The following is a 17,537-nucleotide window of genomic DNA, read 5'->3' on the forward strand; positions in this document are numbered from 1 at the left end:
TTTCAGGCTTTATTTACGGGAGGTCTTCTTGACTAAGCCAGCCATACTCGCCCTTGCTGATGGCAGCATCTTTCGCGGCGAAGCCATTGGAGCCGACGGTCAGACCGTTGGTGAGGTGGTGTTTAACACCGCAATGACCGGCTATCAGGAAATTCTTACCGATCCTTCCTACGCCCAACAAATCGTTACCCTGACTTACCCGCATATCGGCAATACCGGCACCACGCCGCAAGACGCTGAGTCCGATCGCGTGTGGTCCGCTGGCCTGGTCATCCGCGACCTGCCGCTGGTAGCGAGCAACTGGCGTAACACGATGTCGCTGTCCGATTACCTGAAAACCAACAATGTCGTGGCGATCGCGGGTATCGATACCCGCCGCCTGACCCGCATTCTTCGGGAAAAAGGCGCGCAGAACGGCTGCATCATGGCCGGCGACCATATTTCCGACGAGGCCGCCATCGCCGCTGCCCAGGGTTTCCCAGGGCTCAAGGGCATGGACTTGGCGAAAGTCGTCAGTACCCAGAAACAGTATGAATGGCGTTCTTCGGTCTGGGACCTGAAAACCGATAGCCACGCGACGATCGATGCTTGCGAGCTGCCGTATCACGTCGTTGCCTACGATTACGGCGTCAAGCTGAACATCCTGCGCATGCTGGTAGCGCGCGGTTGCCGCGTCACCGTAGTGCCGGCCCAAACCCCGGCCGCCGATGTCCTTGCCCTCAAGCCCGACGGCGTGTTCCTGTCCAATGGCCCGGGTGACCCGGAGCCTTGTGACTACGCGATCCAGGCGATCAAGGACGTGCTGGAAACCGAGATCCCGGTATTTGGTATCTGCCTAGGTCACCAGTTGCTGGCCCTGGCTTCGGGCGCCAAGACCTTGAAGATGGGTCACGGCCACCACGGTGCCAACCACCCGGTCCAGGACCTGGACACCGGCGTGGTGATGATCACCAGCCAGAACCACGGTTTCGCGGTGGATGAAGCAACGCTGCCGGCCAACGTGCGAGCGATTCACAAGTCGCTGTTCGACGGCACGCTGCAAGGCATCGAGCGTACCGACAAGAGCGCGTTCAGCTTCCAGGGCCACCCTGAAGCGAGCCCGGGCCCGAACGATGTGGCGCCGCTGTTCGATCGCTTCATCAATGAGATGGCCAAGCGACGCTGACCGCGTGAAGCCTGAGGGTGGCCCCGAAACCGGCGGCCCCCTCGGGCGTTTCAAAGATTGTTCGACGGCCTAGCCGACTGACCTGCGGATTTGAGTGACAAACCCATGCCAAAACGTACAGACATAAAAAGCATCCTGATTCTCGGCGCTGGCCCGATCGTGATCGGCCAGGCCTGCGAATTCGACTACTCCGGCGCCCAGGCCTGTAAAGCCCTGCGCGAAGAGGGCTACCGCGTCATCCTGGTGAACTCCAACCCGGCCACCATCATGACCGACCCGTCGATGGCCGACGCCACCTACATCGAGCCGATCAAATGGCAGACCGTTGCCAAGATCATCGAGAAGGAACGTCCGGACGCGCTGCTGCCGACCATGGGTGGCCAGACCGCGCTGAACTGCGCCCTGGACCTGGAGCGCGAAGGCGTCCTGGAGAAGTTCGGTGTGGAAATGATCGGCGCCAATGCCGACACCATCGACAAGGCCGAAGACCGTTCGCGTTTCGACAAGGCGATGAAATCCATCGGCCTGGACTGCCCGCGCTCGGGCATCGCCCACAACATGGACGAGGCCAACGCAGTCCTGGAACGCCTTGGCTTCCCATGCATCATCCGTCCATCCTTCACCATGGGCGGCACCGGTGGTGGCATCGCCTACAACCGTGAAGAGTTCGAAGAAATCTGCGCCCGCGGCCTCGACTTGTCGCCGACCAAGGAACTGCTGATCGACGAATCCCTGATCGGCTGGAAAGAATACGAAATGGAAGTTGTCCGCGACAAAAAGGACAACTGCATCATCGTCTGCTCCATCGAGAACTTCGACCCGATGGGCGTGCACACGGGTGACTCGATCACCGTTGCGCCGGCCCAGACCCTGACCGACAAGGAATACCAGATCCTGCGTAACGCCTCCCTGGCGGTACTGCGGGAAATCGGCGTGGAAACTGGCGGCTCCAACGTTCAGTTCGGCATCTGCCCGAACACTGGCCGCATGGTGGTCATCGAGATGAACCCGCGCGTGTCCCGTTCTTCGGCGCTGGCTTCGAAAGCCACCGGTTTCCCGATTGCCAAGGTCGCCGCCAAGCTGGCCGTGGGCTACACCTTGGACGAGCTGTCGAACGATATCACCGGCGGCAAGACCCCGGCGTCCTTCGAACCCTCCATCGACTACGTCGTGACCAAGCTGCCACGCTTCGCCTTCGAGAAATTCGCCAAGGCCGATGCCCGCCTGACCACTCAAATGAAGTCGGTCGGTGAAGTCATGGCCATTGGTCGCACCTTCCAGGAATCCCTGCAAAAAGCCCTTCGCGGCCTGGAAGTGGGGGTTTGTGGCCTCGATCCGAAGCTGGACCTGAGCCATCCGGACGCCATGAGCGAGCTCAAGCGTGAGCTGACCGTGCCGGGGGCCGAGCGTATCTGGTACGTGGGCGACGCCTTCCGTGCCGGCATGACCGTCGAGCAGATCTTCGACATGAACATGATCGACCCTTGGTTCCTGGTGCAGATCGAAGACCTGATCAAGGAAGAAGAGAAGGTCAAGACCCTGGGCATGTCCAGCATCGACCACGACACCATGTTCCGTCTCAAGCGCAAGGGCTTCTCCGACATGCGCCTGGCTAAATTGCTGGGTGTAACCGAGAAGAGCCTGCGTGCTCATCGTCACAAGCTGGACGTGTTCCCGGTCTACAAGCGCGTCGACACCTGCGCGGCCGAGTTCGCCACCGACACCGCGTACCTGTACTCCACGTACGAAGAAGAATGCGAAGCCGCACCTTCGAACCGCGACAAGATCATGATCCTCGGCGGCGGTCCTAACCGGATCGGCCAGGGCATCGAGTTCGACTACTGCTGCGTGCACGCTGCCCTGGCATTGCGTGAGGATGGTTACGAAACCATCATGGTCAACTGCAACCCGGAAACCGTCTCCACCGACTACGACACTTCCGATCGCCTGTACTTCGAGCCAGTCACCTTGGAAGACGTGCTGGAAATCGTCCGCGTCGAGAAGCCAAAAGGCGTGATCGTCCAGTACGGCGGCCAGACGCCGCTGAAACTGGCCCGTGCCCTTGAAGCTGCTGGCGTGCCGATCATCGGCACCAGCCCAGACGCCATCGACCGCGCCGAAGACCGCGAGCGCTTCCAGCAGATGGTCGAGCGTCTGAACCTGCGCCAGCCGCCGAACGCCACCGTGCGCAGCGAAGACGAAGCGATTCGTGCCGCCGGCAAGATCGGTTACCCGCTGGTGGTGCGTCCGTCCTATGTGTTGGGCGGTCGTGCCATGGAAATCGTCTACCAGGAAGACGAGCTCAAGCGTTACCTGCGCGAAGCGGTGCAGGTGTCCAACGACAGTCCGGTACTGCTTGATCACTTCCTCAACTGCGCCATTGAAATGGACGTGGATGCGGTCAGCGACGGTAAGGATGTGGTGATCGGCGCGATCATGCAGCACATCGAGCAAGCTGGCGTTCACTCCGGTGACTCCGCCTGTTCGCTGCCGCCGTACTCGCTGCCAGCCCACATCCAGGACGAAATGCGCGAGCAGGTCAAGAAGATGGCCTTGGAACTCGGCGTCGTCGGTTTGATGAACGTACAGCTGGCGCTTCAAGGCGAAGACATCTACGTCATTGAGGTCAACCCGCGCGCTTCCCGTACCGTGCCGTTTGTCTCCAAGTGCATCGGAGTCTCCCTGGCAATGATCGCTGCCCGGGTCATGGCGGGTAAGACCCTGAAAGAGCTGAACTTCACCAAGGAAATCATTCCGAACTTCTACAGTGTGAAAGAGGCGGTGTTCCCGTTCGCCAAGTTCCCGGGTGTTGACCCAATCCTCGGCCCAGAGATGAAGTCCACCGGTGAAGTCATGGGCGTGGGCGATACCTTCGGAGAAGCCTTTGCCAAGGCACAAATGGGCGCCAGCGAAGTTCTGCCAACCGGCGGCACGGCGTTTATCAGTGTGCGTGATGACGACAAGCCACTGGTTGCAGGCGTGGCCCGAGATCTGATCAACTTGGGTTTCGAAGTGGTCGCCACTGCCGGTACCGCCAAGTTGATCGAGGCGGCGGGCTTGAAGGTGCGCCGCGTAAACAAGGTGACCGAGGGCCGTCCGCACGTAGTCGACATGATCAAGAATGACGAAGTCACCTTGATCATCAACACTACCGAGGGTCGCCAGTCGATCGCCGACTCTTACTCCATTCGTCGCAACGCGTTGCAGCACAAGATTTACTGCACAACGACCATTGCGGCGGGCGAAGCGATCTGCGAGGCGCTCAAGTTCGGTCCCGAGAAGACCGTGCGTCGCCTGCAGGATCTACATGCAGGATTGAAGGCATGAGCATAACCAAGTATCCGATGACCGTTCAGGGTGCGAAGGCCCTGGAAGAAGAGCACGCTTTCCTGACCAAGGTCGAGCGCCCGCGTTTGAGCCAGGCTATTGGTGAAGCGCGTGAGTTGGGCGATCTCAAGGAAAACGCCGAATACCATGCTGCCCGAGAGGAGCAGGGCATGGTCGAGGCGCGTGTACGTGACATCGAAGGTCGCATGCAGAATGCGGTGATCATTGACGTCACGACGATCCCGCACACCGGCAAAGTGATTTTCGGCACCACCGTGGAAATCGCCAACGTCGAGACCGATGAGCGCGTCACTTACCAGATCGTTGGCGAGGATGAGGCTGACTTCAAGCTCGGCAAAATCTCCGTTGGTTCGCCACTTGCCCGCGCCTTGATTGCCAAGGAAGAGGGTGATGTTGTGGCCGTGAAGACGCCGAGCGGTGTCATCGAGTACGAGATTGTCGAAGTCCGTCATATCTGAACGAAGGCGCCCGCTACGTGCCGGCGCCATGATCTGGCAGCTCACCCAGATGTTGTGGGTGGGCGGCGTCTGGTTGTTGCACATTGGTCTGCTGCCGGTGCTGGGCCAAATCGGCCTGGCTCCGCTGCTCATCGATGAAATCGGGGGTATGCTGACGGCGCTGCTGGTAGGGTTTGCCGCAGCGTGCATATTGTTTCAGGCTTTGGTGCTGGTTCAGGTCGAGGGCCTTGGCAGTCTTTGGCGCGACATTCGTGGGCAATTGCTGCTCATGTCGTTGTATGGGTGCGGGATGTTCCTGGCGGTGCGCCTCGGCTGGCCCGATGCAACGCAATGGCAGGTATTCAGCTATCTGGTATTGGGTTTTTCCGGATTGGTGCTGGTCTTGCAGCCGGCTCCGGGTTGGAGCGGCAGGGTGCGCGAAGCACACCCTTGACCCTTTGGCATCACTTGAAGCGGTGAACGTTCGACAGTTGCTTGTTGACGCTGAAGTTCTTGCGATAAATCAGCGCCATTTTACCGATGACCTGCACAAGGTCTGCCTTTCCGACTTTGCACAGCTCGGCAACGGCAGCCAGGCGGGCTTCGCGATCCAGGATGTTGAGCTTGATCTTGATCAGCTCATGGTCACCCAGGGCGCGCTCCAGTTCGGCTAGTACACCCTCAGTCAAACCGTTATCAGCCACAGTCAAAACCGGTTTCAGATGGTGGCCAATGGATTTGTATTGTTTCTTCTGCTCTTGAGTGAGCGGCATAATCTGACCCCTGCGTCTGATCTTGTAAAAAGCGGCGGCCAGTTTACCCGAGCGAGTCCGGGACCGCCCAGTTAATCACGACCCGATTTAATATTTCAGAGGTGGCCCGTGGCCCGTTCCAAGACAAGTCTTAAATGGCTGCAAGAGCATTTCAACGACCCATTCGTGAAAATGGCGCAAAAAGACGGCTATCGCTCCCGTGCCAGCTACAAGCTATTGGAGATTCAGGAAAGAGACCGTTTGATCCGTCCAGGCATGAGCGTGATCGACTTGGGCGCCGCCCCGGGTGGCTGGTCCCAAGTGACCAGTCGTCTGATTGGAGGGCAAGGTACACTGATCGCTTCCGATATCCTGGAAATGGACAGTATCCCGGATGTGACCTTCATTCAGGGCGACTTTACCGAGGACGCCGTGCTGGCGCAGATCCTTGAAGCGGTCGGAAAAAACGAGGTGGACCTTGTGATTTCCGATATGGCCCCCAATATGAGTGGATTGGCGTCTGTTGATATGCCGCGATCGATGTTTCTGTGCGAGTTGGCACTGGATCTTGCGACTCGGGTGCTGAAGCCAGGTGGTGATTTTTTGATCAAGGTCTTCCAGGGTGAAGGCTTCGACGAATACCACAAGAGCGTGCGCAAGCAGTTCGAGAAGGTCACGACGCGCAAGCCGAAGTCATCGCGTGATCGCTCCCGTGAGCAGTACCTGCTGGGCCGTGGTTTCCGTGGTCGCACTGAGGAATAAGAGGTTTTTCGACCGGGGCGATAGGTTTTTCGTATTTCGTCCGGTGAGCATTAGCGAATATTGTGTAGAAAGTGTTTCACAAAGGGTTACAGACGGCGCCTGCCAAGTCGTAGGTAATGTAGTAAGTTAGGCCGGTGAATATCATGCGAAGCGCGCGCCAGTAGCGGAGCTTGCTTCAGAGGGTAGTTAATTGAACGATATGGCAAAGAATCTGATCCTGTGGTTGATCATCGCTGCAGTCCTTGTGACCGTGATGAACAACTTCTCCAGTCCTAACGAGCCGCAGACCCTCAACTATTCCGACTTCCTCCAGCAGGTCAAGGAAGGCAAGGTCGAGCGCGTAGCCGTTGATGGCTATGTGATTACCGGCAAGCGCGCCGATGGTGACAACTTCAAGACCATTCGTCCGGCAATCCAGGACAACGGCCTGATCGGCGACCTGGTGGACAACCATGTCGTGATTGAAGGCAAGCAGCCTGAGCAGCAAAGTATCTGGACCCAGCTTCTGGTCGCGAGCTTCCCTATCCTCGTCATCATCGCGGTGTTCATGTTCTTCATGCGCCAGATGCAGGGCGGAGCCGGAGGCAAGGGCGGGCCGATGAGTTTCGGCAAGAGCAAGGCTCGGCTACTGTCCGAGGACCAGGTCAAAACCACCCTGGCCGACGTCGCGGGTTGCGACGAAGCCAAGGAAGAAGTCGGCGAGCTGGTTGAGTTCCTGCGCGATCCGGGCAAGTTCCAGCGCCTGGGCGGTCGTATTCCACGCGGCGTGCTGATGGTCGGGCCGCCCGGTACTGGTAAAACCTTGCTGGCCAAGGCGATTGCCGGTGAAGCGAAAGTGCCTTTCTTCACGATCTCCGGCTCCGACTTCGTCGAGATGTTCGTCGGTGTGGGCGCCAGCCGTGTTCGTGACATGTTCGAGCAGGCCAAGAAGCACGCCCCCTGCATTATTTTCATCGACGAAATCGATGCCGTCGGTCGTCATCGTGGTGCGGGCATGGGCGGTGGTCATGACGAGCGCGAGCAGACTCTCAACCAGTTGCTGGTAGAGATGGACGGTTTCGAAATGAACGACGGCATCATCGTGATCGCCGCCACCAACCGTCCGGACGTGCTCGACCCTGCGCTGTTGCGTCCGGGCCGTTTTGACCGTCAGGTCGTTGTGGGGCTGCCGGACATCCGCGGTCGCGAGCAGATCCTCAAGGTCCATATGCGCAAGGTCCCGATGGGCGATGATGTCGCTCCAGCGGTCATCGCTCGTGGTACGCCGGGGTTCTCCGGTGCCGATCTGGCGAACCTGGTAAACGAAGCGTCGCTGTTCGCTGCCCGTTCCGGCAAGCGCGTCGTGGAAATGAAGGAATTCGAGCTGGCCAAGGACAAGATCATGATGGGCGCCGAGCGCAAATCGATGGTCATGTCGGAGAAGGAAAAGCAGAACACGGCTTACCACGAGGCGGGTCACGCTATCGTGGGTCGCGTAGTGCCTGAGCATGATCCGGTGTATAAGGTCTCGATCATCCCGCGCGGTCGTGCGCTGGGCGTGACGATGTTCCTTCCGGAAGAAGATCGCTACAGCCTGTCCAAGCGTGCGTTGATCAGCCAGATCTGCTCGCTGTACGGCGGCCGTATCGCTGAAGAAATGACGCTGGGCTTCGATGGCGTAACGACGGGCGCGTCGAACGACATCATGCGAGCCAGCCAGATCGCCCGGAACATGGTCACCAAGTGGGGCTTGTCCGAGAAACTGGGGCCGTTGATGTATGCCGAAGAAGAGGGGGAAGTGTTCCTCGGTCGCGGTGGTGGTGGCCAGCATGCAAGCTTCTCGGGTGAGACGGCCAAGCTGATCGACTCCGAAGTTCGCAGCATCATTGACCAGTGCTACGGGACGGCCAAGCAGATCCTCACGGATAACCGCGACAAGCTGGACGCCATGGCTGATGCCTTGATGAAGTACGAAACCATCGATGCCGAGCAGATCGACGACATCATGGCGGGCCGCACGCCGCGTGAGCCTCGTGACTGGTCCGGTGGCACGGGTACCTCCGGTACGCCGCCGGCGGTGCAGGGCGAGCGTCCGGAAACACCCATCGGCGGTCCGGCTGCCGACGTCTAAGGCTTGAAATGACTTCTGTCCAGTCCTCAACCCGGTTGCCTTGCGGCAACCGGGTTCTTGATTTAGCCCATACGCATGTCATGGGTATTCTTAATGTCACTCCCGATTCCTTTTCCGATGGCGGACGGTTCAGTCAGCTCGACGCTGCATTGCGGCATGCCGAGGCCATGGTATCGGCCGGGGCAACGCTGATCGATGTAGGCGGTGAGTCGACCCGTCCCGGTGCGCGCGCGGTTTCGCCTACCGAGGAGCTGGAGCGAGTGGCGCCAATTGTCGAGCGCATACATCGCGAGCTGGATGTCATCATCTCAGTCGATACGTCCACGCCTGCGGTCATGCGCGAGGCGGCGCGCTTGGGCGCGGGATTGATCAATGATGTTCGCTCGTTACAGCGTGATGGTGCGTTGGATGCTGCCGCTGCGACGGGATTGCCGGTGTGCCTGATGCACATGCTTGGCGAGCCCGGAACCATGCAGAATGACCCACACTACGGCAATGTAACCCGGGAAGTCGGTGAGTTCCTGGCGGAGCGCATGAGCCAGTGTGCCGGCGCCGGCATCCCTGCCGAGCGGATCATTCTCGATCCGGGGTTCGGCTTTGCGAAGACGTTGGCGCACAATCTGAGCCTGTTCAAGCATATGGAAGCCTTGCATGCCCTGGGCCGGCCGCTGTTGGTCGGTGTCTCGCGAAAGAGCATGATAGGCAACGCGTTGGGCCGTCCGGTGGGAGAGCGCCTGCATGGCGGTCTGGCACTTGCCGCCTTGGCTATTACAAAAGGTGCGCGCGTATTGCGGGTGCATGATGTAGTCGAAACAATGGATGTCGTGCGGATGATCGCAGCAGTGGATTCAGCCGAATAAGAATGATGGAGCACTTATGAGCAAAAAATACTTTGGCACCGACGGGATTCGTGGTCGGGTCGGTGAATATCCCATTACCCCTGATTTCATGCTCAAGCTCGGCTGGGCCGCTGGGATGGCGTTCCGAAAAATGGGCGCGTGCAAAGTGCTGGTTGGCAAGGACACACGTATATCCGGATATATGTTCGAATCGGCTCTGGAAGCCGGCCTGACGTCGGCGGGTGCCGATGTCATGCTGCTCGGGCCGATGCCTACGCCGGCCATCGCCTACCTGACGCGAACGTTCCAGGCCCAGGCGGGCATCGTAATCAGTGCCTCGCATAATCCTCATGACGACAACGGCATCAAGTTTTTCTCTGGCAAGGGCACCAAGCTGCCGGACGAAATCGAGCTGATGATCGAGGAATTGCTGGACGCGCCAATGACCGTGGTTGAGTCGAGCAAGATCGGCAAGGTGTCCCGGATCAACGATGCGTCGGGTCGCTACATCGAGTTCTGCAAGGGCAGTGTTCCGACCGGTACCAGTTTTTCCGGTCTGAAGATCGTTGTCGACTGTGCTCATGGCGCAACCTACAAGGTCGCGCCAAGCGTTTTTCGTGAGCTGGGTGCCGAAGTGGTGGTGCTCTCGGCCCAGCCTAATGGGCTGAACATCAACCACAACTGCGGTTCTACTCATACCGAGGCTTTGCAGGCGGCGGTATTGGCCGAGCATGCCGATCTTGGTATCGCCTTCGATGGCGACGGCGACCGCGTGCTGATGGTCGATCACACTGGCACGGTCGTTGACGGTGATGAGCTGCTGTTCATCATCGCACGCGACCTGCACGGTCGCGGCAAGCTGCAGGGCGGGGTGGTTGGAACATTGATGAGCAACCTTGGGCTCGAGTTGGCCCTGGCGGACCTGGACATACCCTTTGTGCGCGCCAATGTGGGTGATCGCTATGTCATCTCGGAGCTGCTGGAGCGCAATTGGGTGATTGGTGGCGAGAACTCGGGGCACATTGTCTGCTTCGACCATACCACCACGGGTGATGCGATTATTGCCGCGCTGCAAGTGCTGATGGCCCTCAAGGCGCGCAACGAAGGTCTTGCGCAGTCGCGACAGGCATTGCGCAAGTGTCCGCAGGTGCTGATCAACGTACGTTTCGGCGGCGGTGCAAACCCTATCGAGCACCCGACGGTCAAGCAGGCCAGCGAGCGCGTAACCCAGGCAATGGCTGGGCGAGGGCGCGTGTTGTTGCGCAAGTCGGGTACAGAGCCTTTGGTGCGTGTCATGGTCGAAGGCGAGGATGAAGCACAGGTCCGCGGTTATGCTGAAGAGCTGGCAAAACTTGTTACTGAAGTTTCTGCCTGAATTCGGCTTGCCAGTCATGAATCGGTTGGGTAACATCTGCGCCCACTTTGACCGACGAGGTACAGCATGCGTCGCCCTATGGTAGCTGGTAACTGGAAGATGCACGGTACCCGCGCCAGCGTCGCTGAGCTGATCAAAGGCCTTCGCAATCTGGCCTTGCCAAGCGGTGTTGATGTAGCGGTGTTCCCGCCTTGCCTGTATATCAACCAAGTGGTTGATGGCTTGAAAGGCAAGTCGATTTCGGTTGGTGCACAAAACTCTGCAGTGGAATCCATGCAGGGTGCATTGACCGGTGAGATCGCGCCGAGTCAACTGGTGGATGCTGGATGTTCACTGGTCCTGGTCGGTCATTCCGAGCGTCGCCTGATCATGGGCGAGCAGGACAAGGCCCTGATTCGCAAATTTGCTGCGGCACAGGCTTGTGGCCTGATCCCGGTGTTTTGCGTGGGGGAGACCCTCGAACAGCGTGAGGCAGGCAAGACTCTCGAAGTTGTCGCTCGCCAGTTGGGCAGCATCATCGAGGACCTGGGTGTCGGTGCGTTTGCAAAGGCAGTCATCGCTTACGAGCCAGTCTGGGCCATCGGTACCGGACTGACTGCTTCGCCGCAACAGGCGCAGGATGTGCACGCAGCCATCCGCGCGCAGTTGGCGGCAGAAAATTCTGAAGTGGCACAAGGTGTGCGGCTTCTATACGGCGGCAGCGTGAAGGCGGCCAATGCGGTCGAACTGTTCGGCATGCCGGATATCGATGGGGGGCTCATTGGTGGGGCTTCCCTGAATGCAGATGAGTTCGGTGCGATCTGTCGCGCCGCGGGAAACTGAAAAAATGCTGGAAACAGTCGTAGTCGTTTTTCATCTGCTGGGCGCGCTGGGTGTAGTCGCTCTCGTATTGCTGCAGCAGGGTAAAGGTGCGGATGCTGGTGCGTCTTTCGGTGCAGGTGCTTCAAATACTGTATTCGGAAGCCAAGGTTCCTCTACCTTTCTTAGTAAGTTTACTGCTATACTCGCCGCCGGTTTCTTCATAACCAGCTTAGGGTTAGGTTACTTTGCTAAAGAGAAAGCTCATGAGCTGACTCAAGTAGGTTTGCCAAACCCGGCGGTGTTGGAAGCGCCAAAGCAACAACCGGCTTCTGATGATGTCCCGGTGCTTCAAGAGCAAAAGTCGGCCAATCCGGCGACTGACGTGCCTCCAGCTCAAGAGCAGAAGTAAGAAGGTTTCAAACGCTGTATTGCCGAGGTGGTGGAATTGGTAGACACGCAACCTTGAGGTGGTTGTGCCCATAGGGTGTAGGGGTTCGAGTCCCCTTCTCGGTACCAATTATCAGGAGAGCCCGCGATTGCGGGCTTTCTTGTAGGTGGAAGGGTTACATTGACCCTGTAAGGGATCAGTCGTATACTTCCGCCCCAGCTTTGTCGCGGGATGGAGCAGCCTGGTAGCTCGTCGGGCTCATAACCCGAAGGTCGTCGGTTCAAATCCGGCTCCCGCAACCAGTTTCAGGGCCCCTTCCAAGGGGCTTTTTGTTAGCTGGACACTTTACAACGCCGCTGTTCGACGGCGTTTCAGGGATGGGCGATTCGCCCATTTTTTTTTATTTGCACAGCATGCACAAACATGCACGAGGGGGTTCAGGTGTCGAGCAAGCTAGAACAGTTGCAGGCCTTGTTGGCCCCGGTGGTCGTGGCCCTTGGCTATGAATGCTGGGGTATTGAGTTTTCGGCTCAAGGTCGCCACTCACTGTTGCGCGTTTATATCGATAAGGAAGGCGGTGTGTTGGTGGATGATTGCGCCATCGTCAGCCGTCAGATCAGCGGTGTACTGGATGTTGAAGATCCAATCACCTCCGAATACACCCTGGAAGTTTCCTCGCCTGGCATGGAGCGCCCCCTGTTCACACTCGAACAGTTCGCTTCGTTTGCCGGTGAACAAGTGAAGATCAAGCTGCGCTCGCCTTTCGAGGGCCGACGCAACTTTCAAGGCCTTCTACGCGGTGTAGAAGAGCAGGACGTCGTGGTGCAAGTAGAAGACCATGAGTTCCTGTTGCCGATCGATATGATCGACAAGGCCAACATCATTCCCAGTTTTGACTGATACGTGCCAGATACTGCGGATCCCGCGGATCCAATGGCTTGCGAAAGGCGAGGCGTACGATGAGCAAAGAAGTACTGCTGGTTGTTGAGTCGGTATCCAATGAAAAGGGCGTACCGGCTAACGTTATTTTTGAAGCGCTTGAGCTGGCTTTGGCCACTGCTACCAAGAAGCGGTTCGAGGACGAAGTTGATTTACGTGTGGAGATCAATCGCCACACCGGTGCCTATGAGACTTTCCGTCGCTGGACGGTAGTCGAAGAAGCCGACCTGGACGATCCGGCCATCGAAACCTGGCCGAGCAAGGTTGCTGAAACGCATCCTGGCGCCAAGGTAGGTGATGTCGTCGAAGAAAAGATCGAATCCATCGAGTTTGGTCGCATCGCTGCGCAGACTGCCAAGCAAGTCATTGTGCAGAAAGTTCGCGAAGCAGAGCGCGCGCAAGTCGTTGATGCCTATCGCGAGCGCCTGGGCGAGATCATCTCCGGCACCGTGAAAAAAGTGACCCGCGACAACGTGATCGTCGATCTGGGCAACAATGCCGAGGCATTGCTGGCTCGTGAAGACATCATCTCTCGCGAAACTTTCCGGGTTGGCGTGCGTTTGCGTGCGCTGCTCAAGGAAATCCGCACCGAGAACCGGGGCCCGCAGTTGATCCTGTCGCGTACCGCGCCGGAAATGCTGATCGAGTTGTTCCGTATCGAAGTGCCGGAAATTGCTGAAGGCCTGATCGAAGTCATGGCCGCCTCCCGTGATCCGGGTTCGCGCGCCAAGATCGCGGTCCGCTCCAAGGACAAGCGCATCGACCCGCAAGGTGCCTGTATCGGCATGCGTGGTTCGCGTGTCCAGGCCGTATCCGGCGAGTTGGGCGGCGAGCGCGTGGATATCGTCCTGTGGGACGATAACCCGGCTCAGTTCGTGATCAATGCCATGTCGCCTGCTGAAGTGGCGGCTATTATCGTCGACGAAGATGCCCACGCCATGGACATCGCCGTTGGCGCAGACAATCTCGCTCAGGCCATCGGTCGCGGTGGTCAGAACGTGCGTCTGGCTAGCCAATTGACTGGCTGGACACTGAACGTGATGACCGAATCGGACATCCAGGCTAAGCAGCAAGCTGAGACCGGCGACATCCTGCGCAACTTTATCGAAGAGCTTGAAGTCGATGAAGAACTGGCGCAGGTGCTGGTCGATGAAGGCTTTACCAGCCTGGAAGAGATTGCCTACGTACCGGTGGAGGAAATGCTCAACATCGACGGCTTTGACGAGGACATCGTCAACGAGCTTCGCGCTCGGGCCAAGGATCGTTTGTTGACCAAAGCCATCGCTACTGAGGAAAAGCTGGCAGACGCCCATCCGGCCGAAGACCTGCTCTCGCTTGAGGGCATGGACAAGGATTTGGCGATGGAACTGGCGGTGCGCGGCGTAATTACCCGCGAAGACCTGGCCGAGCAGTCTATTGACGATCTGCTCGACATCGACGGCATTGACGATGATCGTGCCGGCAAGTTGATCATGGCCGCCCGAGCCCACTGGTTCGAGTAATTAGGCGCGGCCTGAGGAGAGAAGTGCATGACGCAAGTCACGGTGAAACAACTGGCCGATGAGGTCAAAACACCGGTAGAGCGCCTGTTGCAGCAGATGCGTGAGGCAGGTCTGCCGCACACCGCCGCTGAGGAACATGTGACCGACAGTGAGAAGCAGTCCCTGCTGACTCACTTGAAGAGCAGTCACAAGGCGAAAGTGGAAGAACCGCGCAAGATCACTCTGCAGCGTAAAACCACCAGCACCCTGCGTGTTGCCGGTAGCAAAAGCATCAGCGTTGAAGTACGCAAGAAGAAAGTCTTCGTACAGCGCAGCCCGGAAGAAATCGAAGCCGAGCGTAAACGCGAGCTGGAAGAGCGTCGCGCAGTAGAAAACGCTGCACGTCAGAAGGCTGAAGAAGAAGCCAAGCGTCGCGCCGAAGAAGAAGCGCGTCGCCAGCCTGCTGCTGGGCAAACCGTTACTAACGACGCCGTTGCAGCGCCTGCCGTAGTTGCCGAGCCAGTACGCGAAAGCGCACCGGTTGTAGCCGCTGCTCCAGCACCGTCTGCTGACGTTCGCAACAAGCAGAACGAACAACGCCGTCCGGACAAACCACGTGCCGACGATAACAGTCGTCGTGGCAGTGGTGATGGTGAGCGCAAAAACGCTCCGCATCGTGCCTCGGTCAAAGAGAAAGCGCCTGCTCCACGCGTTGCCCCACGTACTACCGACGAAGAAAGCGATGGCTTCCGTCGTGGTGGTCGCGGCAAGGCCAAGCTGAAGAAGCGTAACGCCCACGGTTTCCAGAGCCCTACCGGCCCTGTCGTGCGTGATGTGCAGATCGGCGAGACCATCACTGTTGGCGATCTCGCCAATCAGATGTCGGTCAAGGCTGCTGAAATCATCAAGTTCATGTTCAAACTGGGTACTCCAGCGACCATCAACCAGGTGCTTGATCAGGAAACTGCTCAACTGGTAGCCGAAGAGCTGGGCCACAAAGTGACCCTGGTCAGCGACACCGCCCTGGAAGACTCCCTGGCGGAGTCCCTGAAGTTTGAAGGTGAGACGTTCTCCCGTGCGCCTGTCGTGACCGTAATGGGCCACGTTGACCATGGTAAGACTTCGCTGCTCGACTACATCCGTCGTGCCAAGGTAGCTGCTGGCGAAGCCGGCGGTATCACCCAGCACATCGGTGCGTACCACGTTGAAACTGACCGCGGCATGGTCACTTTCCTCGATACCCCGGGTCACGCCGCGTTTACCGCCATGCGTGCTCGTGGTGCCAAGGCGACTGACATTGTGATTCTGGTCGTTGCAGCGGACGACGGCGTAATGCCACAGACCATTGAAGCGGTCCAGCACGCCAAGGCTGCCGGCGTTCCACTGGTTGTTGCAGTGAACAAAATCGACAAGCCGGGCGCTGATCTCGATCGCATCCGTAGCGAACTGTCGGTTCACGGCGTGACGTCGGAAGAGTGGGGCGGCGACACCCCGTTCGTATCGGTTTCGGCGAAAGTCGGTACTGGTGTGGACGAGTTGCTCGAAGCCGTTCTGCTGCAAGCTGAAGTTCTGGAACTGAAAGCGACTCCTTCGGCTCCTGGCCGAGGCGTCGTGGTTGAATCGCGACTCGACAAAGGTCGTGGTCCGGTTGCTACCGTTCTGGTTCAAGACGGTACCTTGCGCCAAGGCGACATGGTGCTGGTCGGTTCGAACTATGGCCGTGTACGTGCCATGCTCGACGAGAACGGTAAGCCAATCAAGGAAGCCGGTCCTTCCATCCCTGTCGAGATCCTCGGCCTGGACGGTACCCCGGATGCTGGCGACGAGATGAGCGTGGTGGCTGACGAGAAGAAAGCCCGTGAAGTGGCTCTGTTCCGTCAAGGCAAGTTCCGCGAAGTCAAACTGGCTCGCGCTCACGCCGGCAAGCTGGAGAATATTTTCGAGAACATGGGCCAGGCAGAGAAGAAGACGCTTAACATCGTCCTCAAATCCGATGTCCGTGGTTCGCTGGAAGCGTTGAACGGTGCCTTGAACGGCCTGGGTAACGACGAAGTGCAAGTGCGTGTGGTCGGTGGCGGTGTCGGTGGTATCACCGAGTCCGACGCCAACCTGGCACTGGCCTCCAGCGCTGTACTGTTTGGCTTCAACGTGCGTGCCGATGCTGGCGCTCGCAAGATTGTCGAGCAGGAAGGTCTGGATATGCGTTACTACAACGTGATCTACGACATCATCGAAGACGTCAAGAAAGCCCTTACCGGTATGCTGGGCAGCGATGTTCGCGAGAACATCCTGGGTACCGCCGAAGTTCGCGACGTGTTCCGTTCGCCGAAGTTCGGTGCCATCGCCGGTTGCATGGTGATCGAAGGTGTCGTTCACCGTAACCGTCCAATCCGTGTACTGCGTGAAGACATCGTGATCTTCGAAGGCGAGCTGGAATCCCTGCGCCGCTTCAAGGATGACGCTTCCGAAGTACGTGCCGGCATGGAATGCGGTATTGGCGTCAAGAGCTACAACGACGTCAAGGTCGGCGACAAGATCGAAGTCTTCGAGAAGGTCCAGGTTGCTCGCAGCCTCTGACTCGCGCACTTCAAGAGCCGCACCGGGCAGTCGCATGAACATGCGCTGCCTGGTTGGCGGACTCTAAACGCAACGCCCGGTCTGGCTTTTGCCAGGCCGGGCGTTTGCCGCTTTCAGACCACACGGGTTTGACCGTGGGGCAGTAACAGGTAACAAGACATGGCAAAAGAATACAGCCGTACCCAACGAATCGGCGATCAGATGCAGCGTGAGCTGGCCCAACTGATCCGCCGCGAAGTCAAGGATCCGCGTGTCGGCCTGGTCACCATTACCGCTGTGGAAGTCAGCCGTGACGTCGGTCACGCGAAGATTTTCATCACCGTGATGGGCCAGGACAGTGCGGAAGAAATCGCCCAGAGCATCAAGGTGCTCAACTCGGCCGCTGGTTTCCTGCGGATGCAACTGGCTCGGGAGATGAAACTGCGCAGCGTTCCACAGCTGCACTTCCACTACGACGAGAGCGTCGTGCGGGGTGCGCATCTGTCGGCCCTGATCGAGCGCGCCGTGGCTGAAGACAGCCAGCACCCGGCGGCGTCTGAACCCGAAGACACCAAGGAGTAAAC

Annotated in this window: 15 protein-coding genes and 2 tRNA genes; 16 read left to right on the top strand and 1 reads right to left on the bottom strand. The window is 58.5% G+C overall.

Translation table 11 applies throughout. From position 1 onward, the window contains the following. Nucleotides 1-28 precede the first annotated feature (28 nt). From carA to J3P95_RS04395, 4 genes are all read left to right on the top strand, one after another. Nucleotides 29-1,165 (top strand): glutamine-hydrolyzing carbamoyl-phosphate synthase small subunit, encoded by a 1,137-nt coding sequence (gene carA / locus J3P95_RS04380; protein WP_434578547.1) that lies wholly within the window; start codon nucleotides 29-31, stop codon nucleotides 1,163-1,165. Between the two features lie 105 nt (nucleotides 1,166-1,270). Further along, the gene (gene carB, locus J3P95_RS04385) at nucleotides 1,271-4,492 is read left to right on the top strand and encodes a carbamoyl-phosphate synthase large subunit (RefSeq protein ID WP_434560999.1); all 3,222 of its coding nucleotides are present in this window, start codon (nucleotides 1,271-1,273) and stop codon (nucleotides 4,490-4,492) included. A 2-nt stretch (nucleotides 4,493-4,494) separates the two neighbouring features. Next, entirely contained in the window at nucleotides 4,495-4,971 is a 477-nt protein-coding gene (gene greA / locus J3P95_RS04390; RefSeq protein ID WP_434563688.1) for a transcription elongation factor GreA, read from the top strand. A 28-nt stretch (nucleotides 4,972-4,999) separates the two neighbouring features. After that, nucleotides 5,000-5,404 carry an MFS transporter gene (locus J3P95_RS04395; RefSeq protein ID WP_434561001.1) on the top strand — a complete coding sequence of 135 codons (405 nt, stop codon included), beginning with the start codon at nucleotides 5,000-5,002 and terminating at the stop codon, nucleotides 5,402-5,404. A 10-nt stretch (nucleotides 5,405-5,414) separates the two neighbouring features. Here the strand turns inward: J3P95_RS04395 and J3P95_RS04400 are convergent, their stop codons facing one another. Next, nucleotides 5,415-5,723: a YhbY family RNA-binding protein gene (locus J3P95_RS04400; RefSeq protein ID WP_181287543.1), complete on the bottom strand. Its 309-nt coding sequence runs from the start codon at nucleotides 5,721-5,723 to the stop codon at nucleotides 5,415-5,417. Nucleotides 5,724-5,831: 108 nt separating this feature from the next. Here J3P95_RS04400 and rlmE point away from each other — a divergent pair, with 108 nt between their 5' ends. From rlmE to rbfA, 12 genes are all read left to right on the top strand, one after another. Beyond that, the gene (gene rlmE / locus J3P95_RS04405; protein ID WP_434561003.1) at nucleotides 5,832-6,464 is read left to right on the top strand and encodes a 23S rRNA (uridine(2552)-2'-O)-methyltransferase RlmE; all 633 of its coding nucleotides are present in this window, start codon (nucleotides 5,832-5,834) and stop codon (nucleotides 6,462-6,464) included. A gap of 199 nt (nucleotides 6,465-6,663) precedes the next feature. Next, complete coding sequence (ftsH, locus tag J3P95_RS04410) at nucleotides 6,664-8,574, top strand: ATP-dependent zinc metalloprotease FtsH (RefSeq protein WP_434561005.1); 1,911 nt, start codon at nucleotides 6,664-6,666, stop codon at nucleotides 8,572-8,574. Nucleotides 8,575-8,582: 8 nt separating this feature from the next. Further along, nucleotides 8,583-9,434: a dihydropteroate synthase gene (gene folP, locus J3P95_RS04415; RefSeq protein WP_434561007.1), complete on the top strand. Its 852-nt coding sequence runs from the start codon at nucleotides 8,583-8,585 to the stop codon at nucleotides 9,432-9,434. A gap of 16 nt (nucleotides 9,435-9,450) precedes the next feature. Further along, nucleotides 9,451-10,788, top strand: a complete 1,338-nt coding sequence (gene glmM / locus J3P95_RS04420) for a phosphoglucosamine mutase (RefSeq protein ID WP_434561009.1) — start codon at nucleotides 9,451-9,453, stop codon at nucleotides 10,786-10,788. Between the two features lie 66 nt (nucleotides 10,789-10,854). Then, on the top strand, nucleotides 10,855-11,610 hold the full coding sequence (tpiA, locus tag J3P95_RS04425) for a triose-phosphate isomerase (RefSeq protein WP_434578543.1): 756 nt from the start codon (nucleotides 10,855-10,857) through the stop codon (nucleotides 11,608-11,610). A 4-nt stretch (nucleotides 11,611-11,614) separates the two neighbouring features. Continuing rightward, nucleotides 11,615-11,998, top strand: a complete 384-nt coding sequence (gene secG / locus J3P95_RS04430) for a preprotein translocase subunit SecG (RefSeq protein WP_025211789.1) — start codon at nucleotides 11,615-11,617, stop codon at nucleotides 11,996-11,998. Between the two features lie 21 nt (nucleotides 11,999-12,019). Beyond that, nucleotides 12,020-12,105, top strand: a tRNA-Leu gene (locus J3P95_RS04435). 97 nt (nucleotides 12,106-12,202) lie between these two features. Continuing rightward, nucleotides 12,203-12,279: transfer RNA gene (locus J3P95_RS04440), tRNA-Met, on the top strand. Between the two features lie 139 nt (nucleotides 12,280-12,418). Beyond that, nucleotides 12,419-12,877 (top strand): ribosome maturation factor RimP, encoded by a 459-nt coding sequence (gene rimP / locus J3P95_RS04445; protein ID WP_025211790.1) that lies wholly within the window; start codon nucleotides 12,419-12,421, stop codon nucleotides 12,875-12,877. A gap of 59 nt (nucleotides 12,878-12,936) precedes the next feature. After that, entirely contained in the window at nucleotides 12,937-14,418 is a 1,482-nt protein-coding gene (gene nusA / locus J3P95_RS04450; RefSeq protein WP_047229054.1) for a transcription termination factor NusA, read from the top strand. Between the two features lie 27 nt (nucleotides 14,419-14,445). Beyond that, nucleotides 14,446-16,974 carry a translation initiation factor IF-2 gene (gene infB, locus J3P95_RS04455; protein ID WP_186639532.1) on the top strand — a complete coding sequence of 843 codons (2,529 nt, stop codon included), beginning with the start codon at nucleotides 14,446-14,448 and terminating at the stop codon, nucleotides 16,972-16,974. Between the two features lie 159 nt (nucleotides 16,975-17,133). Then, nucleotides 17,134-17,535 (top strand): 30S ribosome-binding factor RbfA, encoded by a 402-nt coding sequence (gene rbfA / locus J3P95_RS04460; RefSeq protein WP_186612165.1) that lies wholly within the window; start codon nucleotides 17,134-17,136, stop codon nucleotides 17,533-17,535. Nucleotides 17,536-17,537 lie beyond the last annotated feature (2 nt).

It is taken from the genome of Pseudomonas sp. Z5-35, from assembly GCF_051131945.1.
Classification (GTDB): Bacteria; Pseudomonadota; Gammaproteobacteria; order Pseudomonadales; family Pseudomonadaceae; genus Aquipseudomonas; species Aquipseudomonas marvdashtae.

What these genes read in the sequence shown, in the direction of transcription:
- tpiA (WP_434578543.1), top strand. Translation starts at nt 10,855, where the DNA reads ATGCGTCGCCCTATGGTAGCTGGTAACTGGAAGATGCACGGTACCCGC.
- ftsH (WP_434561005.1), top strand. Translation starts at nt 6,664, where the DNA reads ATGGCAAAGAATCTGATCCTGTGGTTGATCATCGCTGCAGTCCTTGTG.
- nusA (WP_047229054.1), top strand. Translation starts at nt 12,937, where the DNA reads ATGAGCAAAGAAGTACTGCTGGTTGTTGAGTCGGTATCCAATGAAAAG.
- glmM (WP_434561009.1), top strand. Translation starts at nt 9,451, where the DNA reads ATGAGCAAAAAATACTTTGGCACCGACGGGATTCGTGGTCGGGTCGGT.
- carB (WP_434560999.1), top strand. Translation starts at nt 1,271, where the DNA reads ATGCCAAAACGTACAGACATAAAAAGCATCCTGATTCTCGGCGCTGGC.
- J3P95_RS04395 (WP_434561001.1), top strand. Translation starts at nt 5,000, where the DNA reads ATGATCTGGCAGCTCACCCAGATGTTGTGGGTGGGCGGCGTCTGGTTG.
- J3P95_RS04400 (WP_181287543.1), bottom strand. Translation starts at nt 5,723, where the DNA reads ATGCCGCTCACTCAAGAGCAGAAGAAACAATACAAATCCATTGGCCAC.
- folP (WP_434561007.1), top strand. Translation starts at nt 8,583, where the DNA reads ATGACTTCTGTCCAGTCCTCAACCCGGTTGCCTTGCGGCAACCGGGTT.
- rbfA (WP_186612165.1), top strand. Translation starts at nt 17,134, where the DNA reads ATGGCAAAAGAATACAGCCGTACCCAACGAATCGGCGATCAGATGCAG.
- secG (WP_025211789.1), top strand. Translation starts at nt 11,615, where the DNA reads ATGCTGGAAACAGTCGTAGTCGTTTTTCATCTGCTGGGCGCGCTGGGT.
- infB (WP_186639532.1), top strand. Translation starts at nt 14,446, where the DNA reads ATGACGCAAGTCACGGTGAAACAACTGGCCGATGAGGTCAAAACACCG.